The organism is Sphingopyxis sp. Root154 (assembly GCF_001427105.1).
GTDB lineage: Bacteria > Pseudomonadota > Alphaproteobacteria > Sphingomonadales > Sphingomonadaceae > Sphingopyxis.
The window spans coordinates 167,794-192,188 of record NZ_LMGI01000002.1 but is presented as its reverse complement, the minus strand read 5'-3'; the positions used below and the strand labels follow the sequence as shown (position 1 = coordinate 192,188).

Sequence of the window (24,395 nt, the reverse complement as noted above, 5' to 3'; positions counted from 1 at the left end):
GTTATCGCAGTCTTTTATATCCGCTCACCGGCGGATCATGATCCTTTGCGGCCGAACGCGCGATGACGTCGGCCAGCGGTTCGCTGTTCACCGCCATCCATCGTCGGCTGGCGTGAATGATCGTCTGGCTGTCGGCCATGATGCCGACGTGGCCGGGGAAAAACACGAGGTCGCCGCGCGCGAGCGCCGCCGGATCGACATCCTTGTCGGGGCCGAGCGCCGCGAGCTGGAGGTCGCTGTCGCGCGGCAGCTGGATCCCCGCGGCAGCCCATACGAGCTGGACGAGGCCCGAACAGTCGATGCCTTTCGCGGTGCGACCGCCCCAGACATAGGGCGTGCCGATCATCTGTTCGGCGAGTTCGGCGGGGTCGTTATCCTCTGTGCCGACTTCGACGAGCGACGCCAGCGGCAGATAGCCGTGCGACGTCGCGAGCCATTCGCCCTCGGGCTCGCCCATCACCAGCGCGCCGCGCGGCAGGACGGCGGGGCCGCCGCTTGCGGCATCGGGCGCGCTGTGCAGCATTGCCTCGATCATCTCCACGCGGTGCGTCGGCGCGATCGGCGCGGCGAGCGCTTCGGCGGCGAGATAGCCGATATAATGGTCGGCGAGACAATAGCCCCAGGCCCAGCCGCCGGTGAGGTCGAGCAGGGCAAAGCCTTCGCCGAACAGCAGCTCGCTCGTCTGGTCGGCGTCGACCGACGGCGACGCGCGCAGCGACGCGGCGGGCAGCACGCCGCTACGCATCATCGGCGCGGCATAATGCGGCGCGAAATGCGTTCCCGCGACCGCGATATCGGCCAGGTCGGGACGGATCGCGACGACGCGCGGATCGAAGCTCTGCGACGTACCGGTCAGACCAAAGCGATCGCGGCCCGCGCCCGCGGCGCCGGGCCGCCCCATGCGCACGCGATTGGCCGCTGAATTATCGCCACTTTCTGCTGTCACTTGCCGTCCCGTGTAAACCCGACATCCGCGTGCTGCGGACAATCGCGCGCCATTAGACCAGCAGGCCCCTCTTTATCAAGAATGTTCAGTTTTTCCCGCGTCGGTCGTAGCGCGACTGGAGCATCGCCCACGCCGCGCGGAGGCCCAGCGCGGCGCCGCCTTTCGGACGCCCCGGCTTCGCCGAAGGACGCCAGGCGAAGGTGTCGAGGTGCGCCCATAGGGTGCCATCGGGGACGAAGCGCTTCAAGAATAGCGCAGCCGTGATCGATCCGGCAAAGGGCGAACTGCCCGCGTTCCCGAGGTCGGCGATGTCGGTTTCGAGCAGGTCGGCGTAGCCGTCCCACAGCGGCATGCGCCACAAGGGGTCGTCGCGGTCGAGCCCGCCGCTGAGCATCGCATCGGCCAGCGCATCGTCATTGGAATAGAGCGGCGGCAGGTCGGGGCCGAGCGCGACCCGCGCTGCTCCGGTCAGCGTCGCGAAATCGACGATCAACTCGGGTTTGCCCTCGCCGGCCTTTGCGAGTGCGTCGCCCAGAACCAACCGTCCCTCGGCGTCGGTGTTGCCGATCTCGACCGTCAGCCCGAGGCGGCTCTTCAGTACATCGCCGGGACGGAACGCATCGGCGGAGATCGCATTTTCGGCCGCTGCGACAAGGCAATGAAGCCGCACCGGCAGCCCGCTCGCCATCACCAGCTCGGCGAGCGCGAGCACATGCGCGGCACCGCCCATATCCTTTTTCATCAGCCGCATGCCCGCCGCGGGCTTGATGTCGAGCCCGCCGCTGTCGAAGCTGATTCCTTTGCCGACCAGTGCGATGCGCGGGTGGTCGTCCTTGCCCCACTCGATCTCGATCAGGCGCGGCGCGTGATGCTTTGCCGCCGCGCGCCCGACCGCGTGGATCATCGGATAACCCTGTTCGAGCGCCTCGCCCTTGGTGACGGTCAGCTTGCCGCCATGCGCCTTCGCGATGCGTTCGGCCGCCTTTTCGATCGCGGCCGGCCCCATGTCCGCGGCGGGTGTGTTGACCAGATCGCGGACGAGCGCGGTCGCGCGCATTTCGGCGACCATCGGCGCGATCGCGCCGACATCGCTCGTCAACAGCACACGCGGGCCCTTGGCGGGCGCGTTCGATTTATAGATGTCGAAGCGATATTGCGCGCTCATCCAACCGAACAGCGCCTTGCCTGGCTGCTGACCTTCGAGGCGATAGCGGCCTTCGGGCAGTATTTGCCCCAGCTTGGCGAGGCACCAGGCCGACAGGCTGTCAACCTTCGCGACCGTGGTGACGACCGCCCATTTTTCGGGATCGTCCCCCGGCAGGATCGCGTGGACAAAGGCATCGGGCTTGAAGCCGACCGCGGCAAGATGCGCGCGTTCGCGTGCGCTGCGGCCCTTCAGCCATTCGTCATAGCCCTTCTTGTCGACGAGGTGGATCGGGCGTGCGTCCTGCCCTTTGTCGGGCTGGATCAGATCGGAATAGTCGGTCATCGGGCCGTGCTAGGCCGCTCGGGATATTTTGTCGATTCCCGGCGTTATGTCTGCATGACGACCGACGCACCCTGGCGAAATGCCACTTCGATTCTTGCCGGCGCGCTGCTGCTGGCGGGCTGTTCCGACGACGCGCCGACGAAGGCGGAAAAAGTGGCCGCGGCTTCCGTGCCCGGCGCGCCATCCGGTGCCGCCGCCGACGAAGCGGCGAAAGATGCGCCCGCGTCGAACGTCAGCGAGAGCAACGACCTGATCGAGTTCGGTTACGCTTATCCTCAGGAAGCCGCCCAGATTCCCGAACTCGCCAAGGCGCTCGACAGCGACCGGGAGGCGAAGCGTGAGGCGTTGATCGCCGCCGCGCAGCGCGACGAGGCGGCCGCCGAGAAAGGCGAATATCCCTATCGCGCGCATAGCCATCGTCAGACTTGGCAACGTGTGACCAGCACACCGCGCTTCCTCAGCCTGTCGGCCGAGATCGAGATCTATACCGGCGGCGCGCACGGCATGCAGACCTTCGACACGCTGATCTGGGACCGCAACCGGCGCAAGCAGCTGAAGCCGCTCGACCTGTTTCAGAGCAGCGAGGCGTTCGACACCGCGATCCGCGAGCCATTCTGCGCCGGCATCAAGCGCGCGAAGGCCGCGAAGGGGATAACGGCCGACGAGGCGCCCGACAGCCCCTTCGGCAAATGCCCGCCGGCGTCGGCGCAAACGGTGTGGCTCGGCTCGTCGGACGGGCGCTACCTCGACCGTATGACGATCGCGATCGCGCCCTATGAGGTCGGCCCCTATGCCGAGGGAAGCTACAAGATCAACGTGCCGGTGACGGGTGCGCTCGTAAAAGCCGTGAAGGCCGAATATGCGCGCGACTTCCTTCCCATCAACTGACCGAAGGACAAGGCCATGGCGAAGCAGCCCAGAGCCGGCAAGATTGGCGAAAGCGCAAAGGAAAAGAAGGGCAAGCGGAGCGCCGCGACGAAATTGCGCCGTGCAGTCGGGTCGGGCAAAACGATCGCCAGGCCGCCTTCCGATCGCGAAGCCGATCTCGACCGCGCCCCCAAATGGCAACCGCGATATCCGGGCTCGGGCCGGCTCGACGGCAAGGTCGCAATCGTCACCGGCGGCGACAGCGGGATCGGCCGCGCGGTCTGCGCGCTATTCGCACGCGAGGGCGCGGACGTCGCCATCGTCTATCTCGACAACAAGGCGGATGCCGACGACACCGCTGCGATCGTCGAAGCCGAAGGGCGCCGCGCGATCATAATCAAGGCCGATGTCGGCAAGGCAAAGGCGAGCGAAAAGATCGTTGCACAGACAGTTGAGAAGCTCGGCCGCCTCGACATCCTCGTCAACAACGCCGGCGAACAGCATCCGGCCGCAGATATTCGGGACATCAGCGAAGACCAGCTGCAGCGCACCTTCGCCACCAATATTTTCGGGATGTTCTATCTGGTGCAGGCGGCGTTGCCGCATCTCAAAAAGGGCGCGGCGATCGTCAATTGCACCAGCGTCACCATGTATCAGGGGGCAAAGGGTCTGCTCGACTACAGCGCCACCAAGGGCGCTATCACCGCCTTCACCCGCTCGCTCAGCGAAAATTTGGTCGCCAAGGGCATTCGGGTGAACGGTGTTGCGCCAGGTCCGATCTGGACCCCGCTTAACCCGCGCGGCGGCGCGCCCGCCGAGAAGGTCGCGACCTTCGGTGAAAGTACACCGATGAAACGGCCGGGCGAGCCCAATGAAGTTGCGCCCTGCTTCCTGTTCCTCGCTTGCGACGACAGCAGCTATATGTCGGGTCAGGTGCTGCATCCCAACGGAGGTACGATCGTTAATGGCTAGCGGGGCGGGCAAGGAGAATTGCCATGCCAGCCAAATCGAAAGCCCAGCAGAAAGCCGCCGGCGCCGCGCTTAGCGCAAAGCGCGGTGATACGCTCAGGTCGAAACTCAAAGATGCATCGAAAGAGATGGCCGAGAGTATGACCGAAAAGCAGCTCGAGGATTTCGCCAAGGGCTCAACCAAGGGCAAGCCCGAACACGTCGACTAGGGCTTATTCCGCGGCTTCAAGCTCCGCCGGTGCCGATGCCACTGTCGCTTGCGCGTTGGAGAAGGTCAGTACCCCGTCGGCAATCGCGCCGGTGCGCATGTCGATCCGGTCCTGGACATAATTCTGGCTGAGGCGCCAAGGCAGCGCGACCGTGCTCTTCGGCATGATGTGCAACGACCGCTGGATATAGCCTGACGAGAAGTCGAAGACATTTTCCTCTTCGAGGCTCGACGGGTCGGCGAGCGCCGGGGTCGCGACCGTGGTCCCGGTATCACGCATATGGTTGAGCACGCGGCAGACATATTCGGACACGATGTCGGCGCGCAGCGTCCAGCTCGCGTTGAGATAACCGAACACGGCCGAGAAGTTCGGCACGTTCGAGAACATGCACGCCTTGTAATAGAAATGGTCATGCCAATCGACCGGCGCCCCATCGACGCGCACAGGAATCTTGCCCGCGACCGCGAGCTTCAGGCCGGTTGCGGTGACGATGATGTCGGCGTCGAGGTGCTTGCCCGATTTGAGCTCGATGCCGGTCGCGTCGAATTTCTCGATATGATCGGTCACGACCGATGCCTTATCGGCCTTCATCGCCTCGAAGAAATCGGCGTCGGGGACGAGGCAGAGCCGCTGGTCCCACGGATTGTACGGCGGGGTAAAGGCTTCGGCGTCGTAGCGGTCGCCAAGGCTCTCCTGCAGCTTCTTTGTCAGGAACTCCTTGACCTTCTCGGGCTTCTCGCGTGCGCGGCGGAAGGCGATGTCCTGCAACCGGACATTCTTGAACCGCGTGATCTTGTACGCGAGCGTCTCGGGCAGGAACTTGCGAAGGAAGTTGGCGAACCCGTCCTTTGCGGGCCGGATGAAATACCAGGTCGGCGTGCGCTGGAGCATCGTGACGTGGGCGGCTTCCTTTAGCGACGGGACGATGGTCACCGCGGTCGCGCCCGATCCGATCACGACGACTTTCTTGCCTTTGTAGTCGAGATTCTTCGGCCAGAATTGCGGGTGGATAATCTGGCCCTGAAAATCGTCGCGGCCCGCGAATTGCGCGTCGAAGGGCTCGTCATAGTCATAATAACCCGAGCCGAGGTAAAGCCAGCGCGCGGTCGTGGTCGACCTCGTGCCCTTGCTGTCCTCCATCGTCACCGTCCAGCGCGCCGCATTGCTGTCCCAGTCGGCCCCGACGACCTTGCTGTCGAGGCGGATGCGCTCGCGGATATGGCGCTCGTCGACGATGCGATTGAGATATTCGAGGATCGACGGGCCGTCAGCGATCGATTTTTCATGCTTCCACGGTTCGAAGACGAAGCCGAGCGTGTGCATATCGCTGTCCGATCGGATGCCCGGGTAGCGGAAGAGATCCCAGGTGCCGCCAAGCTGTTCGCGGCGCTCGACAAGGATGAAGCTGCGGTCTGGAGAATTCATCTGCAAATGCACGGCCATGCCGATGCCCGAAATCCCCGCGCCGACGATCAGCACATCCTGATCGACCGGTGCAGCTTTCGCGTCCGCGGGGCGTGCCGTCGTCGCCGTGCCTGCCATCATCCTGTCTCCCGACTATGTTTGATGGGTAGATTACGCACCGCGTTTCATTTTGCAATCGAATTGACGTTTACGGAAAGTGCGGCTGCGATGAAGCGTCCTTGTCGCTGTCACATTATTGTCATAGGGGCGTAACCTCTTTGTCACCCATGGCCTCGCGCGCCCGAAACCGCCGGAAAGGATGAAAGCCTCATGCGTCAGATCGCCGTCCTTCCCTATCGATTCGGCGGACCCGCGCAGGACGGCCCGACCGAAATCCTGCTGATCACGTCGCGCGAAACAAAGCGTTGGGTCGTGCCAAAGGGAAATCCGTTGACCGGCATGTCGCGCCACGCCGCCGCCGCGGTCGAGGCCGAGGAAGAGGCGGGGGTGATCGGTGCGGTCTGTCCGACGCCGATCGGCAGCTATGAATATAGGAAGCGCCGGGCCAATGGCGCTTCGATCATGTATAATGTCGAGGTCTTCCCGCTCGCCGTGACGAACGAGCTCGAAGACTGGAAGGAAATGGACGAACGCGACCGCAAATGGTTTTCGTTCCGCGACGCCGCGTCGGCGGTCGAGGAACCCGATTTGCAGGCGCTGATCCGCTCGTTCGGCGATGGCGGTTTCCGCGCCGTCGCCCAGCCGCGCGGGGTCGCCCTCAACGTAGCAGACAAGACAGGGGTTAGCTGGATGTTCGCATGGTTTCAGCGTTTGCTGCCGCGACAGGGAAATTTCTTCGAATTGTTCGAAAGCCACGCCGCGACGCTCGTCGCGGGGGCGAACGCGCTGTCGCGCATGTTGCAGGGCGGCGAGGGCATGGCCGACCATGTCCAGGAAATCATCGAACGCGAACATGACGCCGATGCGATCACCCGCGAAGTGTTGCAGACCGTTCGCCGGACCTTTCTGACCCCGTTCGACCGCAGCGCGATCACCGACCTGATCGCCTCGATGGACGACGCCATCGACGAGATGCAAAAGACCGCGGGCGCGGTCGACCTGTACGACGTCACCGAATTCGAGCCCGAAATGCGCGACATCGCGGGCATCATTGTCGATGCCGCGCGCCTGACCGCAGAGGCGCTGCCGCTGCTCCGCAACATCGGCGCCAATGGCCCGCGGCTCCACGAACTGACCGAGCGGCTGGTGCGGATGGAGGGCCATGCTGACGAAATCCACGCCGCCGGGCTCAAGCGCCTGTTCCGCGAGCATGGCGAATCGAACCCGACCCGCTTCCTGATCACGCGCGAACTCTTCCGCCATCTCGAGCGCGTCACCGACAGCTTCGAGGATGTCGCGAACGAAATCGACGGCCTGGTCATCGACCACGCATAAGCGGGGACGTCCACCATGCACGAACTCGCTTTCCCGCTCCTCGTCGGCCTCGTCATCCTCGCGCTGGCGTTCGACTTCCTGAACGGTCTGCACGACGCCGCGAACAGCATCGCGACCGTCGTCGCGACACGGCTGCTGCGGCCGGTGCAGGCGGTGTTGTTTGCTGCCTTTTTTAACTTTGCCGCTTACTTCCTGTCGGTCATCTTTCCCGAACTGCACAAGGTCGCCGAGACGATCGGCAAGGGGATCATCGACAAGGATCTGGTAACCCCCGCGGTCGTTTTCGGCGCGCTCGTCGGCGCGATGTTCTGGAACGTCGTGACCTGGCTGAAGGGCATTCCGTCCTCGTCAAGCCACGCGCTCGTCGGCGGGATTGTCGGCGCGGGCGTCGCGCATGCCGGGTTCGAGGGGATCGAATGGACCGGGCTCAACAAGACGGTGATCGCGATCTTTCTGTCGCCGCTGCTCGGCATGATGCTTGCGATGCTGGTGATGCTGGCCAGCAGCTGGGCGCTGCGCCGCGCGACCGCCGGTTTCGCCGAAAAAACCTTCCGCCGCCTGCATCTTCTTTCGTCTGCCGCCTATTCAATCAGCCACGGGCTGAACGACGCGCAAAAGACGATGGGGATCATCACCGTGCTCCTCTATTCGACCGGCTATCTCGGCGGCGAATTCCATATCCCGCATTGGGTGGCGTTCAGCTGCTATGTCGCGATTGCGCTTGGCACGCTGTCGGGCGGGTGGAAGATCATCGAGACGATGGGCGGCCGCATCACCAAGCTGTCGCACCATCAGGGCTTTGCCGCCTCGACCGGCGGGTCGATCATGGTGTTCACCGCCAGCCTGCTCGGCATCCCGGTGTCGACGACGCACACGATCACCGGCAGCATCATCGGCGCCGGCGTCGCGCGCCGGGCCAGCGCGGTGCGCTGGGGCGTCGCGGGCAACGTCGTCGCGGCATGGTTCATCACCATCCCGGCGAGCGCGCTGGTCGCGGCGGCTTTCTATGGGATTACGCGGCTATTCTGAACCGCGCAGGGTTGCGTTCGATCCGGAACGTAATAAGAACATTCGTCGACGATCACGAGGAGTGCACGCGATGGCCGGCGATTTCGATTTCCAGATTGGCAGCTGGCAGGTGCGGCACCGCCGCCTGAAGGAGCGGCTTGCCGGCTGTACCGAATGGGAAGAGTTCGACGGCACTTCGGATATGCGCCCGATCCTGGGCGGCGAGGGCAACGTCGAAGACAATCTCCTCCATATACCCGGCGGAAGCTATCGGGCGATCGCGCTGCGATCCTATGATCCGGCGCAAGGCAGCTGGGCAATCTGGTGGCTCGATGCGCGCAGCCCGCACGCGCTCGATGTCCCGGTTATCGGCCGGTTCGAGGATGGCGTCGGCCATTTCTACGCCGACGACACGCTCGATGGTCGTCCGATCCGGTTGCGCTTCATCTGGAGCCGCACCGGTACCGCGACGCCGCGCTGGGAGCAGGCGATGTCGGCCGACGGCGGTGAAAGCTGGGAAGTGAACTGGACGATGGATTTTACCCGCCGCTGACCGATCAGCGCGCCGGGCGATAATCGACGCTGGCCCCGCCGACCATCCGCACCGGCAGATAAAGGCCGTTGCCATAAGCCTTGATCTCGCCGGTTTCGAAGCGGTCGACGCGGGTACGGATGACGAAGGCGCCTTCGCGCCGCTGGTCGACCGCACGCTTTATCTTGGCTTGCAGCTTGCCGAGGTCGTTCGTAAAATTCTGCGTCAGCGCGTCGGCGATCAATGGTGCGAAACCCTCGCTGCGGCCGAGAAGGATGAGGAGGTCGCCACCGACCCCGTCGGTGTCGCCGTTGATGGCGAGGTCGGTGAAATGAACCTCGGCCGAGCCCGGCCTGTTGACCGGGATCGCGGTCATCCAGATGCGCCCCCGCGTCGGCGCGCCTGATCGCATGTCCAGCTTCGCCTCCACGTCGACGCCCACCGCGATCCGGCCGCCGGGCGCGCCATAGATCGTCGATTTGCCGAATTTGACCATCATCGAGCCGAGCTTTGGAAGGACGAAAGGCCGCGTCGAGCGTTTTGCGAGTGCGCGGTCGACAACGGGTTGGAGTATTGCATAGTCGGCGATCACCGGCACGCGGACATCGAGATGCGGTTTGGGGGCTTCGCGCACCAGCCGGGGCAGGGGCGTCGGCTTGGGGTCGGAAGGCCGCCCCGAAACGAAGGTTTCGGTTATCGCCTCGAGTCCGAGGTTGAGGTTTATCCGATCGGCCTCGATCCGGTAACCGCCATAGAGGATGCGCTGCGGCGTCACGCGCATCCACACCGGCGGATTCTCGCGGTTGAGTTCGAGCGTGGTAAAGCTCTGCCGCCACACATCGGCCGCCTGCTTGCGGATATCGATCTTAGCAATCTCGCGGGTCACCTCGCGCTCGACCCCCGCCACGACGGGTTTCAGCTTCGCATCGGCCTGATCGGTGAAGGTGATCCGGCGCCCGAGAAAATCGATCCCCGGCGCCTTGGTCCAGCCATAGCTGATGCGCGCCTTGCCCTGCGTGCGCCAGTCGGGGGTGAGTTCGATGCGGACCCGCGCATGCGCCATCGCGGCGCCCGTCGCGGTCTCGCCCTTCAGCACCCCGCCGACGTCGCGCGCGGCAATTGTCGCTCGAAGCGGTACGTCAACGACGATCTCGCTCCCTTCGCCGCGCAATCGCAGCGGCCCGCGCGTCACCTGACCAACGATCGTGCAGGCGATCGGCGGCGTGACCTTGACCTTCTTGCCGAAGACCTTGACCCGCTGCGGCTGGACGCACGCCGGTTCACGCTGGTTGATCGTCCACAAGACGCGCGGAACCGCGCGTTCGAGCGCCTGTTTCAGCGAGGCGGTATTGGCGTTGATCGGCACCGCGATCAGCGATTTCTGCGTCGGCGAGGGCGCCTTGTCGGTCGCGCGCGGCGGCGCTTCGGCCGCAGTCTGGCGATCGCAGGCGGTTAGCGATCCCGTCAGTATCAATGCAGCAAATATTCTGGCGTGCATAGTACGGCCCCTGTTCGACGTCCTCTAGGTAACATCGAACAGGTAATACCGTTCCAATATTATGCTTTAGCCCGTGACGACCCCGAACAGGTCATGCTCGTCGGCGTCCTCGACCTCGACATCGACGATGTCACCGGCTTTGAGCGTCGCCGCGACGTCGCGCAGATAGACGTGGCCGTCGATTTCGGGCGCGTCGGCCTGTGAGCGGCCCGTCGCACCGATGCTGCCGTCTTCGTCCGCCTCGCCAACCTCGTCGATGATCACCGGCAGCGTGCGGCCGATTTTGGCTTCGAGCTTTGCGGCGCTGATCGCGGCCGTCTTGGCCATGATGCGCTGATAGCGTTCTTCCTTGACCTCTTCGGGTACCTGATCGTCGAGCGCGTTCGCCTGCGCCCCCGCGACGGGTTCGAAGCGGAAGGCGCCGACTCGGTCGAGCTGGGCTTCGTCGAGCCAGTCGAGGAGATATTGGAAATCGGCCTCGGTCTCGCCGGGGAAGCCGACGACGAAACTGGAGCGGATCGCGATGTCGGGGGCGATCGCGCGCCAGTTCTTCAGGCGCTCGAGCACCTTTGCTTCGTTCGCGGGGCGCTTCATGCGCTTGAGGACGCTCGGCGCCGCGTGCTGGAAGGGGATGTCGAGATAGGGCGTCAGCAGCCCCTCGGCCATCAGCGGGATGACCGCGTCGACGTGCGGATAGGGATAGACATAGTGAAGGCGCACCCACGGGGCGCGGCCTTCGCTGGTCTGGAGCTGGCCGAGTTCGCGCGCGAGATCGGTCATGTGCGCGCGGACTTCGCGGCCGTGCCACTGGCGCGGGTCATGACGGATGTCGACGCCGTACGCCGATGTATCCTGACTGATCACCAGCAGTTCCTTGGTCCCCGCGGCGACGAGCTTTTCGGCCTCGCGCAGCACCGCGTCGATGCGGCGGCTGACGAGTTTGCCGCGCAGATCGGGGATGATGCAGAAGGAGCAGCTGTGGTTGCAGCCTTCGCTGATCTTCAAATAGCTGTAGTGGCGCGGCGTCAGCTTCAGCCCGCCCTCGGGGACGAGATCGACGAACGGTCCCTGTGTCGGCGGCGCGGCGTCGTGGACGGCGTCGACGACCTGCTCATATTGATGCGCGCCGGTGACCGCGAGCACGTTGGGGAAACGCGCGCGGATGACCTCGGCCTCATTGCCCATGCAGCCGGTGACGATGACGCGGCCATTTTCGGCCATCGCTTCGCCGATAGCCTCGAGGCTTTCTTCTTTTGCCGAGTCGAGGAAGCCGCAGGTGTTGACGAGCACGACGTCGGCGCCGGCATAGTCGGGAGACAGGCCATAGCCGTCGGCGCGGAGCTTGGTCAGAATCCGTTCGCTGTCGACGAGTGCCTTGGGGCAGCCGAGCGAAACCATGCCGACCTTCGGCTGGGTGGGGAGGGTTTTGACTGTCATGATTGGCGGCGCCCCTAGTCTATTTTTCGGGGTTTGTCACGCCTGCCAATGTGTCGGCGACGATTCGCCACACGCGCGGGTTGATGCCGAGGCCGAGATGCGTGCTGGCGACTTTGATGTTCCGCGCCTGCGGGTTGTAGATGTCGACCGCGATGTCGGGGCCGACGATGCCGTCGCGATCGGAGTAGATGATGGTGAGCGGCTGGGTCAGCCCCTTGAGGTTTCGCGCATGAATCTCGCGCTCGATCGCATCGAAATCGCGGCCGGCGAAGCGCTGTGCGAGCGTGGTATATTTGGGGCCGCCGATGATCGGGGTGCCCAAGGTGATGATCTCGCGGACGAGGTGGGGATGGGCGCGCGCGGTTTCGCGGGCGATGACGCCGCCGAGGCTCCATCCGATGAGGGTGAGCGGGGCACCGTCGGCCTGGACCCATTCGGCGGCCTGCGCCGCGAAGCGCTCGACATCGGCGGCGACGCGGCCGTTGTTGCGTCCCATGCCCCAGTCGCGGACATGGTAGCCGAGGTGGCGGAGATATATCTCCAAGGGCCGCATCGAGAGTTCGCTCGCGCCATAGCCGGGAAGGAGGGCGATCCCAAGTCCATCGCCGCGCGGGGCGCCGAGGAGGTGCCAGCCCGACAGGCCGTAGCGCAGCATGTCGAGCGGCAGCGCGAGCTCGCCGAGCGTCGCAAGCCGGCTGGGTGGCTTCAACCCTTCGGGAAGCGGGGTGTTGCGGGGCATCGCCTTCTCCCTATCGTCCGCCTATAGCTCGCCGCATCGGCACGGCATTGCAAGGATGGTGAACATGATTGGCGTATTTGCGGCGATTTCGGCGGCGGTGGCGGTGGCGGCCGGGGCGTTCGGCGCGCATGGTGCGGCGGGGCCGCAGGAGGCCGAATGGCTGCGCACCGGGGGGCTGTACCAGCTGATCCACGCGGTCGCGGCGCTCGCGATCATGGGCGTCGCGCGCGGCCCCGCGATCCTGCTGCTCGTCGGCGGGGCGCTGTTTGCGGTCACGCTTTACGCGATGGCTCTGGGCGGGCCGCGGTGGCTCGGCGCGGTGACGCCGATCGGCGGGACGTTGCTGATTGTCGGCTGGCTCTGGGCCGGCTGGCTCTACTGGCGCGCCTAGCCGCCAGGGACGCTGGCTTCGCATTCTTCGCAGCGGACGACTTCGACCACTTGATCGCCCTGTTCGAGTCGCTGGGCTTCGGGTTCCCAAAAGCCATAGGGCTTGCCGCTGCGATAGATGCGTAGCCCGCGCCCGCCGCTGGCGAGCTGGTCGATGCTGCGGCCGATTTCCTCGGCCCCCACCGCGCGTTCGCGCAGCTGGACGCGTCCGCCGATGCTGGCGAGGTCGGCCATATAGTCGGCGACATGCGCACCCTGCGCCGATCCGGCGAGCAGCAGGCCGGTGAAGCTGACGGGGTTGATGACATTGTTCGCGCCCGCCTGCCGCGCGAGCAGCTCATTGTCCTGCGCGCGGATGACAACGCTGATCGGCACCTTGGGCGACAGGTGGCGGACGGTGAGGACCATGAGGATCGATGAGTCGTCGCGCCCGGCCGACACCAGCACCGACTGCGCGCGCGCGATCTGGACGTCGATCAACGTGTCGTCGTTCGATGCGTCGCCTTGCAGCACGTTGCAGCCCATCGTTTCGGCCTCGGCGATCCGCGATGCCGACTGGTCGATAACGACGATGCATGCCGGGTCGGTGCCGCGCGCGATCAGTTCCTTGACCGCCTCGCTGCCGCTGATGCCGAAGCCGAGGACGACGATATGGTTGGTGAGCTTTGCCTGGATGCGGGCCATACGCCATTTATCCCATGTGCGTTTGAGGGCGAATTGATAGGCGGTGCCGACGAAAATGAAGAGCACCGCGATGCGGATCGGGGTGACGATGATCGATTCGATAAGCCGCGAACGGTCGGAGACCGGCGCGATATCGCCGAAGCCCGTCGTGGTGACCGAGATCATCGTGAAATAGACGACGTCGAGGAAGCTGATATGGCCGTCGTGGCTGTCCTTCAGCCCCGCACGATCGATCCAGTGGACGAGAACGACGATCGCGATCAGGAAAAAGGCGACGCCGAGCCGCGTGATGACATCGGCCCAGATCGGCCAATTACTCGCGCGTTTCAGCGGGCGGAAGATGTGCGGCATCTTCAGCTTGTCTGACGGGCCTTTGCTCATCGGGGCGGCAGTTGCTTCATCGGATCGACGGGTATGCGATTTTTGCGCAACTGGAAATGGAGTTACGACGTCTGGACCTGACCGGTCGCGCCGGCGCGGCCGATGACGTCGCCTGTGCGGACGCGTGGTGGATCCCGCTTATCAGCCGCCATAGGCACCGCGCAACGCCGCGAGCGAGGCGTCATGCGTCAGGTCGAGCTGGAGCGGGGTGACCGAGATATATTTGTCGTCGATCGCCTCGAGGTCGCTGTCGTGGCCGAGGCTGTGTTCGATGCCGTGAAGGCCGAACCAGTAATAGCGATAACCACGCGGGTCGGTGCCCTCGACGATCGAGCCGCGGCCGTAATCGTGGAAGCCCTGCCGCGTGACGCGGATGCCCTGCACCTCTTCGGCGGGAATCGCGGGGAAGTTGATGTTGATCAGCGTGCGCGGCGCCATGTCCATCGCGAGCAACGGGCGCAGCACCTTGGCGCCCCATGCCGCGGCGGCTTCGAAGGGCACGCTGTCGCCCATGCCTTCCTTGGCATAAACCTGGCTGAGCGCGATCGACGGGATGCCCGCGAGCGCGCCCTCGATCGCCGCCGATACCGTGCCCGAGTAAGTGACGTCGTCGCCAAGATTCGCGCCGCGGTTGACCCCCGACAGGATCAGGTCGGGCTTTTCAGGCATCAGCTTGCCGATCGCCATCATCACCGAATCGGTCGGGGTGCCGCTGCACGACCAGCGGCGTTCTTCGTGCTGGCGGATGCGCACGGGGCGCGAGAGGGTGAGCGAGTGGCCGGCGCCCGACTGTTCCTCGGCGGGGGCGCAGACCCAGATATCGTCGCTGAGTTCGCGTGCGATCGCTTCGAGCACCGCCATGCCGGGCGCGTGATAGCCGTCGTCGTTGGTGAGGAGGATGCGCACGTTTTTCGTCTCTCTTTCTTCGTCATCCCGGACTTGATCCGGAATCCATTCGGCGATGGCGTCATGGACCCCGGATCAAGTCCGGGGTGACGACTGTTTAGTTGGCCGGGGTGAGCTTGGTGATGCCGCCCATGTACGGCAGCAGCGCCGTCGGAACGTCGACACTGCCGTCGGCCTGTTGGTAGTTTTCGAGGATCGCGACGAGCGTCCGGCCCACGGCAAGCCCCGATCCGTTGAGCGTGTGGACGAACTCGTTGCTCTTGCCGCCTTCGCGGCGGAAGCGCGCATTCATGCGCCGCGCCTGGAAATCGCCGCAGGTCGAGCAGCTCGAAATCTCGCGATAGGCGTTCTGGCCGGGCAGCCACACTTCGAGGTCGTAGGTCTTGCGCGCCGAAAAGCCCATGTCGCCGCTGCACAGCAACATCTTGCGATAGGGGAGTTCGAGCGCCTCAAGGATCACCTCGGCAGCGCGCGTCTTGCGTTCGAGTTCGGCATCCGATTCCTCGGGGCGGACGATCGACACGAGCTCGACCTTCCAGAACTGGTGCTGGCGGATATAGCCGCGCGTGTCGCGCCCCGCCGATCCCGCCTCGGAGCGGAAGCAGGGGGTGAGGGCGGTCATGCGGATCGGCAGATCGGACTCGGGCAGGATTTCCTCGCGCACCGCGTTGGTCAGGCTCATTTCGGAGGTCGAGATGAGCCAGCGGCCGTCGGTGGTCTGGAACAGGTCCTCGCGGAACTTGGGGAGCTGCGTCGTGCCGTAAGCTGCTTCGTCGCGAACCATCAATGGGGTCGCGCATTCGGTGTAGCCGGCCTCAGTAGTCTGCTTGTCGATCATGAACTGGCCGAGCGCGCGTTCGAGCCGCGCCATCTGGCCTTTCAGGAACGCAAAACGCGCACCCGACATCTTGGCCGCGGTCTCGAAATCGAGGCCGAGCGCGGGGGCGAAGTCGGCATGCTCCTGCGGCGGGAAATCGAACGTGCGGGGCGTGCCCCAGCGCGAAATCTCGACATTACCTTCCTCATCCGCGCCGTCGGGGACATCGGCAAGCGGGATGTTCGGGAGGGCGGCGAGAATGTCCTGCAATGCGGCGAGCTGTTCGCGCTCGGCGTCTTCCTTGGCGGGAAGCGAAGTCTTGAGGTCGGCGACCTCGGTCTTCAATGCTTCGGCCTTGTCCTTGTCGCCGCTGGCCATCGCCTGGCCAATCAGCTTCGACGCTTCGTTGCGGCGCGCGAGCGATGCCTGGATTTCGGTCTGCAACGCGCGCAGCGACGCGTCGGCCGCCACGATCCGGGCGGACAGGGGTTCGAGGCCGCGGCGCGCGAGGCCGGCGTCGAACGCTTCGGGATTTTCCCGGATCAGGCGGATATCGTGCATGCGCCGCGCTATGGCGGCGGCGCCCGCGCGGCGCAAGCCCGTCTTAGCGTTCCACCAACTCGGCCAACTGGCCGATCGCAGTGCCCCAGCCTTCGTAAAAGCCCATCTCGTCATGCTTGGCGCTGTCCTCGGGCGTCTTGTGGAGCACACGCGCCGAATAGAGGGTGCCACCATCCTGCGCTTCGAAGGTCAGGATCGCGGTCAGCGCGAGCCAGGGCTCGGCGGGCTGCCAGCCTTCGGTGAGCACAGTAGTGAAGACGAGCCGCTCGTTCGGGATCGCCTCGAGGAAACAGCCATCGACATGCGGCTGAAAATCGCCAGCGCCGGCTTCGCGCATTCGCGTCACGAACCCGCCGCCCGGCCGCAGGTCGAGCGTGACGACCTCGCATTCGATCGGCGCCGGGATCCACCATTTCGCGAGATTCTCCGGCACGCTCCACGCGTTCCACACGGCCGACGGCGGCGCGGCGATCAGGCGGGAGATCGTCAGGATCGTGTCGTTGGTCATCATATTTTCTCCGGGGGATTTTGCGATTCGACGAAGTCGGCGAGACGGTCGGTGCGGCCCTGCCAGATCGCGCGTTGCTGCGAGAGCCAGCCTTCCGCCGCCGCGAGCCGCTCGGCATCGACACGGCAGGTGCGGACGCGGCCCTGCTTTTCGGTGCGGATCAGTCCCGACAGCTCAAGCACCGACAGATGCTTGAGGAAGGCGGGAAGGCCCATTTCAAACGGCTCGGATAGCTGCTTTACCGGCGCGGCGCCTTTGAGCAGGCGGCTGACGACCGCGCGGCGCGTCGGGTCGGCGAGTGCGTGGAAGAGCGAATCGAGTGCGGCTTGTTGGTTCACCATATGGCGAACTATATAAATAGTTTCCCATATGGCAAACTGATTCGCGTCGCGCATAAAAAAGGGCCGTCCCGAAGGGCGGCCCTTAGTTCGGTGGTCTGGGTTAGCCCCCCGGACCGCCAGTGGATTTCTCAAGCCGCGTTGGCGTCGTCGTCGTTGCGGTTCGCCGCGCGGCGCCGCGCGACAAGCGCAGCGGCTGCAGCGCCGAACAATAGCATCATCGGCGGTGCAGGAACAGGGGTCGGATCGCCCGACGAGCTGCTGGTGCTGCCGCCGGAGCTGGACGACGAAGACGAAGAGGATGACGAGCTGCTGCTCGACGACGATCCGGTGCTGCCGGTCGACCCCCAGCTGCTGCTCCCACCCGTGGCGCCCGACGAGGTTGCCCCGCTTGAGGTGCTGCTGCTCGACGACGAGGAAGAGCTCGATGACGAACTGCTCGAACCGCCCGAGCTGCCGTGGGAGGAACTGCCCCAGCCCGAGCTGCCCTTCGACGAGCTGCCGCCCGACGAGGACGAGCTCGACGACGACGAAGAGGAGGACGAACTCGACGACGAGCTGCTGCTCGAAGAGGAGGTGCTGACGTTACCCGAAGAGGTCGAAACATTGCCCGACGAGGTCGAGGTGCTGACGCTGCCGGTCGAGGTCGAAACGCCACCGGTGGAGGTCGAAACACCGCCAGTCGAGGTCGACACCCCGCCGGTGGAGGTCGACACGCCACCCGTCGAGGTCGAGACGCCCGACGAGGTGCTGGAGGTTGTGCTGAGGCCGCCGGTTGTCGTCGAGGTGACGACGATGCTGCCGCTGCTGCCGCCGCCGCTGCTGCCGCCGAAGAAACCCCCGAAGAAACCGCCGCCGAAACCGCCGCCAAAGCCGCCGCCGATGACGGTCACGCCGCCGCCGCTGCTACCGCCTTCAAAGCCGCCACGCGGGAAGGGCGCATAAGGGATCGGTGGCAGCGGGATCGTCTGCGTTACCACCTGCGTCTGCGGGGTCGCGGTGCGAATGATGCGCTTCGTCGTCACGACGCGGCGCACGCGCTTCACGGGCTTGCGCGCCGCATGGCGCTTGCGCACGACCTTCTTGCCCGCGCACGGCGAGCACGACTGGACCGTCTGCGCGCGCGCCTTCGGGACGTCCGCGATCTGCATTGCGCCGCTACCGATGATCGCCCCGCCGCAGGTGCAGGCGCAAAGCTTGGCCAGGGCCATTCGGACAGACATAGGCTTTTCTTTCTTTCCCGTTGCAGGTGCGAAGCGCCCTCGACCGGCACCCCCCGTTCACCTTCGCTATAACTCAAAAGGCCAAAGCTTTGTGAACGCGGCAATTGTGTTAACCGCGTTTGCCTGTCCGAGAGCGGGAATTGGCACGCGGAATCAACAAAAATCCCGCTATCTGTCCCAAAACAGAACGGATTGTGCAGCAATTCTATGCAATTGGTTAACCTTCGGACCTAAATTGCGTCCGCGCGGGCTGCTCGACAGGCCCGCCACCGGGCGGCAGAATCGCCCTCGACGCGATGCCGGTTCATCGCCGCTTCACGGGTTGTCGCTATCGGCAGCTTAGGCGCTTGTATCGTCGCCAGCGGCTGGGTATAGGCGCGCCACTCCCCGAGCTGTTTAACAGCCCGTAAGGTGACAGGAAAGGACGCGAGAGCCCCTCATGCCGACCAAGATTGCCGACGTTGGCGCTGACGCGCTTCGCGAAGCCAAATCCAATCTCGATTCGGACTATGTCCCCGGCGACGACGAAGAGTTTATGAACGAGCGGCAGCAGGACTATTTCCGCGGCCTGCTCCTCGCCTGGAAAAAGTCGATCCTGTCCGAATCCGAATCGACGCTGGCGCATCTTCAGGACGGCCCGCTGCGCGAGCCCGACCTCGCCGATCGCGCGTCGAGCGAGACTGACTGGGCGATCGAACTTCGAACACGCGACCGCCAGCGCAAGCTGATCGCCAAGATCGATTCGGCGATTCGCCGCATCGACGAAGGCGAATATGGCTATTGCGCGGTCACTGGCGAGCCGATCTCGTTAGCACGCCTGCAAGCCCGCCCGATCGCGACGATGACGCTGGAGGCGCAGGAGCGCCACGAGCGCAACGAACGGATTTCACGCGAAGATTAGTGGCCGGGGCCTCGGCCCCATTTACGATTCCGCAATGACCCCGTCCTAGATTCCACTCCTCAATCACAAGAGGAACGGGACGCAATGGATTCACTAGGACCCAGATCGGTCGACGAGGAAGTCGCGGCGCTGTCGCGCGGCGCCGATCGCGACAGCCTGTTCCTGCAGGCCGGCCTGATCCTGCCCGGCCATGCCGATCCCGTTACCGTCCGCGTGCGCAACCTGTCGCCCGGCGGCATGCTGGCCGAGGCGAACGTCAAGGTCGCGCAGGGCGCGGCGGTCGAGGTTGACCTGCGCAACGTCGGCTCGGTCGCGGGCCGCGTGATCTGGGTAGGCGAGGGCAAGTTCGGTATTGCGTTCGACCGTCAGGTCGACCCGCAGGCGGTGCGTCGTCAGGTGGTTTCGCAGTCCGATTTGCCGCCACATCTTCGGCGCACGGGGCTCGAGACGGGGCCCTTCTACCGCCGGCGCTGATGCGTCCTTCACAGGGTGGCATCAGCGGGGCGATAGCGCTGGCGGTCAGGCGATCGCGAGCATCTCTTCCTTGAGTTTCAGTTTCTGCTTCTTGAGCTGCGCAACCACTCCGGTATCGGGGGCGGGGCGGCGCTCTTCATTCGCAATTTTCGCATCGAGGTCCGCGTGGCGGGACTTCAGGGTGGAAAGGTGCGACGTGCTCATTGGCATTCTCCTTTTCGACTCGATGGGCAGGACGAATTAAATCACGAAACCACCTCGATGTCGTGCCGATTCGGCCAAGCGGTCCCCGTTGCGGACCAGTGGTGAACGTGGCAGGGAGGCGATGTGAACCCAGAGGAAATTACCCAGCGCCTGGAGCTTCTTCGCATCGAGCATCGCGACCTCGATGCGGCGATCATTGCGCTCGGCACCGCGGCGATTCCCGACCAGCTGCAGCTCGCGCGCCTGAAAAAACGCAAGCTGCGCCTGCGCGACGAGATCTCTTGGTGCGAAGATCAGCTGCTTCCCGATATCATCGCCTGATCGATGCCGCTCGCCTTTTAAACGCCTGAATCAAAACGGGACGGTTGGCGTGCGTAATTTCATGGTTACCGACGTTGCGGACCCGATAGCCGGCATGGCATCTCCCGCGTCATGGTCGGTGGGCGAACGAACATGATGGCGATCGATGTGCCGGTGCAACGCGCACAGGTCGAAAATCTCTATGTCGAGGCGATGCTGCTCGCCGACGAGGCGCACGCCGCCTTTGCCGTGCAGCGCGACCTCGGGCGTGCCGGCGGCGACGCTGCGGCGCAGATCGGCCTTGCGTGCGAATCGTTGAAGACGACGACGCGGCTGATGCACGTCATCGCCTGGCTGCTCCACCGCCGCGCGATGTTCGCGGGCGACCCGGGGGCGGGGCCGCACGACAGCGCGGCGCGGATCGGGCAGGCGGTTGCGGCCGACTGGGCCATATGCGCGAGCTTCGATGTGTCGGTACGCCGGATTGTTTCGGCGAGCGAACGATTGTTCGAGCGGATCGCGATGCTGGAGGCCGGCTGGGAAGCGCCGGCCGTGACCCCGGTGCAGCAATTGCTGGCGCGGTTGGAGGCGCGGCTTTAACGACGAAGGGCGTGTTTAGCCCAGCCACTCGATCCACGCGCCGTGCGCGTGCGCCTGGGCAATTTTCTTCGGCGCTTCGCCGTCCGGCCAATAGCGCACGGCCAGTTCATGATGATGCACCGTCCGGTTCGCCTCGAGCGCGATCCACGCGAGCGGCCGGTCGGCGGTCGCGCGCTTGCCAGCTTCCTCCATCGCGACGGTGACGCGCGCCTGCTGGTCGGCGGGGACATATTGCCAGACGACCGAATGCATCAGCACGCGCGTCGTCCCTTCAGCTTGCGGTTTCGCGAGTTCGGCCTTGACGAAATCGGCGGCGTTCGCGCGGATCAGTTGCGGTGGGTCCTCGGTCGCCGCCGCAATCGCCGCCTCGATGCGCGCGAAGCGGATATGCTGCTCGGGCCAGATATAGGCTTTCAGCCGCAGCGCCTGCGCGGGATCGGTCAGGTCGACGGGGGCAACGTCGCAACCTTTGAGGCCGGTGAATTCGATCGCGTGCTGCGGCGGATGGTCGCCGCGCCAGTCGGGGGTGAAGGCGATCGCGCCCGGCTGCGGCCCGACATGCACGCCGCCTAGGTCGTAATGATAGCGGTCGATCATCAGGTTGATCCCGCCGCTCGATCCGATTTCGAGGCAGTCGAAACGCGGGGGCAGGCCCTTGTCGGCAAGCCAGAGCATCGCGGCGATAAAGTTCGACGAGCGCCCCGCCTCGTTCGTCTGGGGCGGGCCGTCGAGCCAGGGAAGCAGCGCCGCTTCGTGCCGCGCGACGACGCCGGCGATGACCGCATTGTCGTTGATGTCTTCGGAATCGGCGTAGATGGGCGCGAGTTCGTGCGCGGTTCCCGACAGATGCAGCGCGTGGATACCGCCAGCGGCGCGGAGCGGCAGCGCGTCGGCGAGCGGGGGCCCTTGCCAGCCGGCGATGCGGCGCGCGAATTCGCTCGTCGGCTTGGCAAGCAGCGCGGCGAGCGCCGCGACGACGCGGGCGGTGACGCGCGCGTCGTTGGCGCGGCAATATGCGACCTGATTGGCAAAGGCGGTGCGGACGGCCTTCGGGCCGGTCTCGGCCATGTCGATGAACTCGTAGCGCTCGCTCATTGCCCTTTTTCCTCTCGCCGCTTATGGGCGCGCAAGCTTATGCCCGAACCGATCATCTTTGCCATCCCGAAGGGGCGCATCCTCGACGAGGCGCTGCCCCTGCTTGCGCGCGTCGGGATAGAGCCGTCGGGCGAGTTTTTCGACAAGAAAAGCAGGGCGTTAGTTTTTGGGACAAACCAGCCGCACATCTCGCTGATCCGCGTGCGCGCGTTCGATGTCGCGACCTTCGTCGCGCATGGCGCAGCGCAGCTCGGTATCGTCGGGTCGGACGTCGTCGACGAGTATGCTTACAGCGAGCTTTACGCGCCGGTGGACCTTGGCATCGGCCATTGCCGCCTGTCGCTCGCCGGGCCCGAGGGCAGCGCTCCCCCGGGATTGGGTGAAAGTCATATCCGCGTCGCGACCAAATATCCCGCAACGACGCGCCGCTGGTTCGAAGCGCAGGGCATCCAGGCCGAATGCATCAAGCTGAACGGCGCGATGGAAATCGCGCCGAAGCTGGGGCTCGCCTCGCACATCGTCGATCTGGTTTCGACCGGACGCACGCTCGTCGAGAACGCGCTCGCCGAGCAGAAGATCATCAGCGAGGTGTCGGCGCGGCTGATCGTCAACCGTGCGGCGTTCAAGCTGCGCTCGGCCGAAGTGCCCGCGCTGGTCGAGAAATTCCGGCAGGCTGTAGGGCAGGGCGATGCGGCGGCTTGACGCTTCCGGACCCGGCTTCGCGGCGGAGTTCGACGCGCTGGTCAATGATCGGCGCGAGAGCGATTCCGACGTTTCCGCCGACGTTGCCGCGATCATCGCGCGCGTGAAGGCCGAGGGCGACGCGGCGCTGGCCGATTATACCGCGAAATTCGACCGCTTCGATCTGGACGCGAGCGGGTGGAGCATTTCGAAGGAGGAGTGCGCCGCAGCCTATGAGGCACTCGCGCCCGAGCTTCGCGATGCGCTGAACCTCGCTGCCGATCGCATCCGCGCCTATCATGCCGCGCAGCTCCCCGAGAATCGCGACTATCGCGACGCCACGGGGGCGAGGCTGGGCGCGCGCTGGAATGCGGTCGATGCCGCAGGCGTCTACGTCCCCGGCGGGCGTGCCGCCTATCCGTCGTCGGTCTTGATGAACATCCTCCCCGCGAAGGTCGCGGGGGTCGAGCGCATCGTGATGATGACGCCGACGCCGGGCGGCGAGACCAATCCCGTGGTGATGGCCGCCGCGCATATCGGCGGGGTCGACGAAATCTGGCGTATCGGCGGCGCGCAGGCGGTTGCCGCGCTCGCCTATGGCACCGACAGGGTCGCGCCGGTCGACGTCGTCACCGGCCCGGGTAATGCCTGGGTCGCCGAGGCAAAGCGGCAGGTCTATGGCGTCGTCGGCATCGACATGGTTGCAGGGCCGAGCGAGATCGTCGTCGTCGCCGACGCGAAGAACGAACCGCATGTCATCGCTGCCGACCTCTTGAGCCAGGCCGAGCACGACCCGACAAGCCAGTCGATCCTGTTCACCGACGACGGCGATTTCGCCGATGCGGTGGCCGCGGCGGTAGAGCATCAGATTCCTAATCTGACGACCGCCGCGACGATGCGTGCCAGTTGGGATGCCAACGGCGCGGTGATCGTCGTGCCCACGCTCGCCGACGCGATCCCGCTCTGCGACCGGCTTGCCCCCGAACATCTCGAACTCGCGGTCGATGCCGCCGAAGCTGACGCGCTCTTTGCCAAGGTGCGCCACGCGGGATCGGTCTTCCTCGGCCGCCAGACCCCCGAAGCGATCGGCGACTATGTCGCGGGTCCCAACCACGTGCTGCCGACCGGCCGCCGCGCGCGTTTCTCAAGCGGGCTGTCGGTCAGCGATTTCATGAAGCGCACCAGCTTCCTCGCGCTCGACGAAACAAGCCTTGCCGCGATCGGCCCGGCCGCGGTTGCGCTCGCGGGCGCCGAGGGGCTTCCCGCCCACGCGCTTTCGGTCAGCCAGCGTCTCAGCTAAGAAAAGAGTCATGAACAAACGTTCCCAGTCCCGCTCCGCCGCCCGTCTCGCCGCCGTCCAGGCGCTCTATCAGCATGAGATGGAGGGCACGCCCGTGCCCAAGCTGATCCACGAATTCCATCAGCACCGCATCGGCGCGACGATCGAGGACGAGGAATATGCCGAGGCCGATACCGCCTTTTTCGATGACATCGTGAAAGGCACGCTCGCACGTCAGGAAGAGATCGACGTGGCGATCGTCGGGCGGCTCGCGAGCGGCTGGTCGATGGAGCGGCTCGACCGCACGATGAAGGCGATCCTGCGCGCGGGCTCCTACGAATTGATGGCGCGCGGCGATGTGCCCGTCGGCGCGGTGGTCAGCGAATATGTCGATGTGGCGAAGGCGTTCTTCGATACGCGCGAGGCGGGCTTTGCGAATGGCCTGCTCGATGCGATCGGCAAGGATGTGCGGGCGAAGTAACGTCCCGCTCCCGGCGAAA

Annotated in this window: 28 protein-coding genes; 15 read left to right on the top strand and 13 right to left on the bottom strand. The window is 65.1% G+C overall.

Features of this window, described 5'->3' with window-relative positions; translation table 11 throughout:
- Position 1 precedes the first annotated feature (1 nt).
- Both ASD73_RS06555 and ASD73_RS06550 read right to left on the bottom strand, forming a co-directional pair.
- On the bottom strand, positions 2-946 hold the full coding sequence (locus ASD73_RS06555; protein ID WP_327196912.1) for a C40 family peptidase: 945 nt from the start codon (positions 944-946) through the stop codon (positions 2-4).
- 85 nt (positions 947-1,031) lie between these two features.
- Entirely contained in the window at positions 1,032-2,435 is a 1,404-nt protein-coding gene (locus tag ASD73_RS06550) for a leucyl aminopeptidase family protein (RefSeq protein WP_056370825.1), read from the bottom strand.
- 54 nt (positions 2,436-2,489) lie between these two features.
- Between ASD73_RS06550 and ASD73_RS06545 the strand changes: the two genes are divergently transcribed.
- Genes ASD73_RS06545 through ASD73_RS06535 form a run of 3 tightly spaced genes read left to right on the top strand, consistent with a single transcriptional unit; the run spans position 2,490 to position 4,480 of the window.
- Positions 2,490-3,323, top strand: coding sequence for a DUF4163 domain-containing protein (locus ASD73_RS06545; protein ID WP_056370823.1), 834 nt, complete (start codon positions 2,490-2,492; stop codon positions 3,321-3,323).
- Positions 3,324-3,338: 15 nt separating this feature from the next.
- The gene (locus ASD73_RS06540; protein ID WP_082521411.1) at positions 3,339-4,274 is read left to right on the top strand and encodes an SDR family oxidoreductase; all 936 of its coding nucleotides are present in this window, start codon (positions 3,339-3,341) and stop codon (positions 4,272-4,274) included.
- Positions 4,275-4,297: 23 nt separating this feature from the next.
- The gene (locus tag ASD73_RS06535) at positions 4,298-4,480 is read left to right on the top strand and encodes a DUF3008 family protein (protein WP_056370821.1); all 183 of its coding nucleotides are present in this window, start codon (positions 4,298-4,300) and stop codon (positions 4,478-4,480) included.
- Positions 4,481-4,483: 3 nt separating this feature from the next.
- Here the strand turns inward: ASD73_RS06535 and ASD73_RS06530 are convergent, their stop codons facing one another.
- Positions 4,484-6,025, bottom strand: coding sequence for a flavin-containing monooxygenase (locus ASD73_RS06530; RefSeq protein ID WP_443027958.1), 1,542 nt, complete (start codon positions 6,023-6,025; stop codon positions 4,484-4,486).
- A gap of 189 nt (positions 6,026-6,214) precedes the next feature.
- Between ASD73_RS06530 and ASD73_RS06525 the strand changes: the two genes are divergently transcribed.
- From ASD73_RS06525 to ASD73_RS06515, 3 genes are all read left to right on the top strand, one after another.
- Complete coding sequence (locus tag ASD73_RS06525; protein WP_162248136.1) at positions 6,215-7,339, top strand: DUF47 family protein; 1,125 nt, start codon at positions 6,215-6,217, stop codon at positions 7,337-7,339.
- Between the two features lie 15 nt (positions 7,340-7,354).
- Positions 7,355-8,368, top strand: a complete 1,014-nt coding sequence (locus tag ASD73_RS06520) for an inorganic phosphate transporter (protein WP_056370818.1) — start codon at positions 7,355-7,357, stop codon at positions 8,366-8,368.
- Between the two features lie 70 nt (positions 8,369-8,438).
- A complete protein-coding gene (locus tag ASD73_RS06515) occupies positions 8,439-8,900 on the top strand; it encodes a hypothetical protein (RefSeq protein ID WP_056370816.1) in 462 nt (153 codons plus the stop codon).
- A 4-nt stretch (positions 8,901-8,904) separates the two neighbouring features.
- Here ASD73_RS06515 and ASD73_RS06510 read toward each other — a convergent pair whose 3' ends face one another.
- The 3 genes from ASD73_RS06510 to ASD73_RS06500 form a co-directional block, all read right to left on the bottom strand.
- Positions 8,905-10,377 carry a DUF4403 family protein gene (locus ASD73_RS06510; RefSeq protein ID WP_056370814.1) on the bottom strand — a complete coding sequence of 491 codons (1,473 nt, stop codon included), beginning with the start codon at positions 10,375-10,377 and terminating at the stop codon, positions 8,905-8,907.
- Positions 10,378-10,443: 66 nt separating this feature from the next.
- A complete protein-coding gene (gene rimO / locus ASD73_RS06505) occupies positions 10,444-11,814 on the bottom strand; it encodes a 30S ribosomal protein S12 methylthiotransferase RimO (RefSeq protein ID WP_056370812.1) in 1,371 nt (456 codons plus the stop codon).
- A gap of 19 nt (positions 11,815-11,833) precedes the next feature.
- The gene (locus tag ASD73_RS06500; RefSeq protein ID WP_056370810.1) at positions 11,834-12,553 is read right to left on the bottom strand and encodes an esterase/lipase family protein; all 720 of its coding nucleotides are present in this window, start codon (positions 12,551-12,553) and stop codon (positions 11,834-11,836) included.
- Positions 12,554-12,617: 64 nt separating this feature from the next.
- Here ASD73_RS06500 and ASD73_RS06495 point away from each other — a divergent pair, with 64 nt between their 5' ends.
- On the top strand, positions 12,618-12,944 hold the full coding sequence (locus ASD73_RS06495; protein WP_056373287.1) for a DUF423 domain-containing protein: 327 nt from the start codon (positions 12,618-12,620) through the stop codon (positions 12,942-12,944).
- Here the strand turns inward: ASD73_RS06495 and ASD73_RS06490 are convergent.
- The 5 genes from ASD73_RS06490 to ASD73_RS06470 all read right to left on the bottom strand — a co-directional run bounded on the left by ASD73_RS06490 (position 12,941) and on the right by ASD73_RS06470 (position 17,141).
- The gene (locus ASD73_RS06490) at positions 12,941-14,008 is read right to left on the bottom strand and encodes a potassium channel family protein (RefSeq protein WP_056370808.1); all 1,068 of its coding nucleotides are present in this window, start codon (positions 14,006-14,008) and stop codon (positions 12,941-12,943) included. The genes ASD73_RS06495 and ASD73_RS06490 overlap by 4 nt on opposite strands.
- Before the next feature lie 141 nt (positions 14,009-14,149).
- On the bottom strand, positions 14,150-14,914 hold the full coding sequence (surE, locus tag ASD73_RS06485; protein ID WP_056370806.1) for a 5'/3'-nucleotidase SurE: 765 nt from the start codon (positions 14,912-14,914) through the stop codon (positions 14,150-14,152).
- Between the two features lie 97 nt (positions 14,915-15,011).
- Positions 15,012-16,292 carry a serine--tRNA ligase gene (gene serS / locus ASD73_RS06480; RefSeq protein WP_056373286.1) on the bottom strand — a complete coding sequence of 427 codons (1,281 nt, stop codon included), beginning with the start codon at positions 16,290-16,292 and terminating at the stop codon, positions 15,012-15,014.
- Positions 16,293-16,335: 43 nt separating this feature from the next.
- Positions 16,336-16,803 carry an SRPBCC family protein gene (locus ASD73_RS06475; protein ID WP_200934904.1) on the bottom strand — a complete coding sequence of 156 codons (468 nt, stop codon included), beginning with the start codon at positions 16,801-16,803 and terminating at the stop codon, positions 16,336-16,338.
- Positions 16,800-17,141, bottom strand: coding sequence for an ArsR/SmtB family transcription factor (locus ASD73_RS06470; protein WP_056370804.1), 342 nt, complete (start codon positions 17,139-17,141; stop codon positions 16,800-16,802). Before ASD73_RS06470 ends, ASD73_RS06475 begins: the two co-directional genes overlap by 4 nt.
- A gap of 138 nt (positions 17,142-17,279) precedes the next feature.
- On the opposite strand from ASD73_RS06470, the gene ASD73_RS23010 reads away from it, so the two are divergent.
- The 3 genes from ASD73_RS23010 to ASD73_RS06450 all read left to right on the top strand — a co-directional run bounded on the left by ASD73_RS23010 (position 17,280) and on the right by ASD73_RS06450 (position 19,736).
- Entirely contained in the window at positions 17,280-18,083 is an 804-nt protein-coding gene (locus ASD73_RS23010) for a hypothetical protein (RefSeq protein WP_200961042.1), read from the top strand.
- 717 nt (positions 18,084-18,800) lie between these two features.
- Positions 18,801-19,262 carry an RNA polymerase-binding protein DksA gene (gene dksA, locus ASD73_RS06455; RefSeq protein ID WP_056370802.1) on the top strand — a complete coding sequence of 154 codons (462 nt, stop codon included), beginning with the start codon at positions 18,801-18,803 and terminating at the stop codon, positions 19,260-19,262.
- Positions 19,263-19,346: 84 nt separating this feature from the next.
- Positions 19,347-19,736 (top strand): PilZ domain-containing protein, encoded by a 390-nt coding sequence (locus ASD73_RS06450; RefSeq protein ID WP_056370800.1) that lies wholly within the window; start codon positions 19,347-19,349, stop codon positions 19,734-19,736.
- Positions 19,737-19,781: 45 nt separating this feature from the next.
- Here the strand turns inward: ASD73_RS06450 and ASD73_RS22205 are convergent, their stop codons facing one another.
- Complete coding sequence (locus tag ASD73_RS22205) at positions 19,782-19,940, bottom strand: DUF465 domain-containing protein (RefSeq protein ID WP_082521410.1); 159 nt, start codon at positions 19,938-19,940, stop codon at positions 19,782-19,784.
- Between the two features lie 123 nt (positions 19,941-20,063).
- On the opposite strand from ASD73_RS22205, the gene ASD73_RS06445 reads away from it, so the two are divergent.
- Together ASD73_RS06445 and ASD73_RS06440 are read left to right on the top strand one after the other, a co-directional pair.
- Positions 20,064-20,261: a YdcH family protein gene (locus ASD73_RS06445; RefSeq protein ID WP_056370799.1), complete on the top strand. Its 198-nt coding sequence runs from the start codon at positions 20,064-20,066 to the stop codon at positions 20,259-20,261.
- Positions 20,262-20,393: 132 nt separating this feature from the next.
- Positions 20,394-20,840 carry a DUF1465 family protein gene (locus ASD73_RS06440; protein WP_235534217.1) on the top strand — a complete coding sequence of 149 codons (447 nt, stop codon included), beginning with the start codon at positions 20,394-20,396 and terminating at the stop codon, positions 20,838-20,840.
- A gap of 15 nt (positions 20,841-20,855) precedes the next feature.
- Here the strand turns inward: ASD73_RS06440 and ASD73_RS06435 are convergent, their stop codons facing one another.
- Complete coding sequence (locus tag ASD73_RS06435) at positions 20,856-21,935, bottom strand: DUF2332 domain-containing protein (RefSeq protein WP_056370795.1); 1,080 nt, start codon at positions 21,933-21,935, stop codon at positions 20,856-20,858.
- A 39-nt stretch (positions 21,936-21,974) separates the two neighbouring features.
- On the opposite strand from ASD73_RS06435, the gene hisG reads away from it, so the two are divergent.
- From hisG to nusB, 3 genes are read left to right on the top strand one after another with little or no spacing between them, the layout of a single operon-like run.
- Positions 21,975-22,637, top strand: a complete 663-nt coding sequence (hisG, locus tag ASD73_RS06430; RefSeq protein WP_056370793.1) for an ATP phosphoribosyltransferase — start codon at positions 21,975-21,977, stop codon at positions 22,635-22,637.
- The gene (gene hisD / locus ASD73_RS06425) at positions 22,624-23,916 is read left to right on the top strand and encodes a histidinol dehydrogenase (protein WP_056370791.1); all 1,293 of its coding nucleotides are present in this window, start codon (positions 22,624-22,626) and stop codon (positions 23,914-23,916) included. Before hisG ends, hisD begins: the two co-directional genes overlap by 14 nt.
- A 10-nt stretch (positions 23,917-23,926) precedes the next feature.
- Positions 23,927-24,376: a transcription antitermination factor NusB gene (gene nusB / locus ASD73_RS06420; protein ID WP_056370790.1), complete on the top strand. Its 450-nt coding sequence runs from the start codon at positions 23,927-23,929 to the stop codon at positions 24,374-24,376.
- The last annotated feature ends 19 nt before the right edge of the window (positions 24,377-24,395 follow it).

Coding starts and splice junctions, on each gene's coding strand:
- ASD73_RS06550 (WP_056370825.1), bottom strand. CDS start 2,435: ATGACCGACTATTCCGATCTGATCCAGCCCGACAAAGGGCAGGACGCA.
- ASD73_RS06545 (WP_056370823.1), top strand. CDS start 2,490: ATGACGACCGACGCACCCTGGCGAAATGCCACTTCGATTCTTGCCGGC.
- ASD73_RS06540 (WP_082521411.1), top strand. CDS start 3,339: ATGGCGAAGCAGCCCAGAGCCGGCAAGATTGGCGAAAGCGCAAAGGAA.
- ASD73_RS06535 (WP_056370821.1), top strand. CDS start 4,298: ATGCCAGCCAAATCGAAAGCCCAGCAGAAAGCCGCCGGCGCCGCGCTT.
- ASD73_RS06530 (WP_443027958.1), bottom strand. CDS start 6,025: ATGATGGCAGGCACGGCGACGACGGCACGCCCCGCGGACGCGAAAGCT.
- ASD73_RS06525 (WP_162248136.1), top strand. CDS start 6,215: ATGCGTCAGATCGCCGTCCTTCCCTATCGATTCGGCGGACCCGCGCAG.
- ASD73_RS06520 (WP_056370818.1), top strand. CDS start 7,355: ATGCACGAACTCGCTTTCCCGCTCCTCGTCGGCCTCGTCATCCTCGCG.
- ASD73_RS06515 (WP_056370816.1), top strand. CDS start 8,439: ATGGCCGGCGATTTCGATTTCCAGATTGGCAGCTGGCAGGTGCGGCAC.
- ASD73_RS06510 (WP_056370814.1), bottom strand. CDS start 10,377: ATGCACGCCAGAATATTTGCTGCATTGATACTGACGGGATCGCTAACC.
- rimO (WP_056370812.1), bottom strand. CDS start 11,814: ATGACAGTCAAAACCCTCCCCACCCAGCCGAAGGTCGGCATGGTTTCG.
- ASD73_RS06500 (WP_056370810.1), bottom strand. CDS start 12,553: ATGCCCCGCAACACCCCGCTTCCCGAAGGGTTGAAGCCACCCAGCCGG.
- ASD73_RS06495 (WP_056373287.1), top strand. CDS start 12,618: ATGATTGGCGTATTTGCGGCGATTTCGGCGGCGGTGGCGGTGGCGGCC.
- ASD73_RS06490 (WP_056370808.1), bottom strand. CDS start 14,008: ATGAGCAAAGGCCCGTCAGACAAGCTGAAGATGCCGCACATCTTCCGC.
- serS (WP_056373286.1), bottom strand. CDS start 16,292: ATGCACGATATCCGCCTGATCCGGGAAAATCCCGAAGCGTTCGACGCC.
- ASD73_RS06475 (WP_200934904.1), bottom strand. CDS start 16,803: ATGATGACCAACGACACGATCCTGACGATCTCCCGCCTGATCGCCGCG.
- ASD73_RS06470 (WP_056370804.1), bottom strand. CDS start 17,141: ATGGTGAACCAACAAGCCGCACTCGATTCGCTCTTCCACGCACTCGCC.
- dksA (WP_056370802.1), top strand. CDS start 18,801: ATGCCGACCAAGATTGCCGACGTTGGCGCTGACGCGCTTCGCGAAGCC.
- ASD73_RS06450 (WP_056370800.1), top strand. CDS start 19,347: ATGGATTCACTAGGACCCAGATCGGTCGACGAGGAAGTCGCGGCGCTG.
- ASD73_RS22205 (WP_082521410.1), bottom strand. CDS start 19,940: ATGAGCACGTCGCACCTTTCCACCCTGAAGTCCCGCCACGCGGACCTC.
- ASD73_RS06440 (WP_235534217.1), top strand. CDS start 20,394: ATGATGGCGATCGATGTGCCGGTGCAACGCGCACAGGTCGAAAATCTC.
- ASD73_RS06435 (WP_056370795.1), bottom strand. CDS start 21,935: ATGAGCGAGCGCTACGAGTTCATCGACATGGCCGAGACCGGCCCGAAG.
- hisG (WP_056370793.1), top strand. CDS start 21,975: ATGCCCGAACCGATCATCTTTGCCATCCCGAAGGGGCGCATCCTCGAC.
- hisD (WP_056370791.1), top strand. CDS start 22,624: ATGCGGCGGCTTGACGCTTCCGGACCCGGCTTCGCGGCGGAGTTCGAC.
- nusB (WP_056370790.1), top strand. CDS start 23,927: ATGAACAAACGTTCCCAGTCCCGCTCCGCCGCCCGTCTCGCCGCCGTC.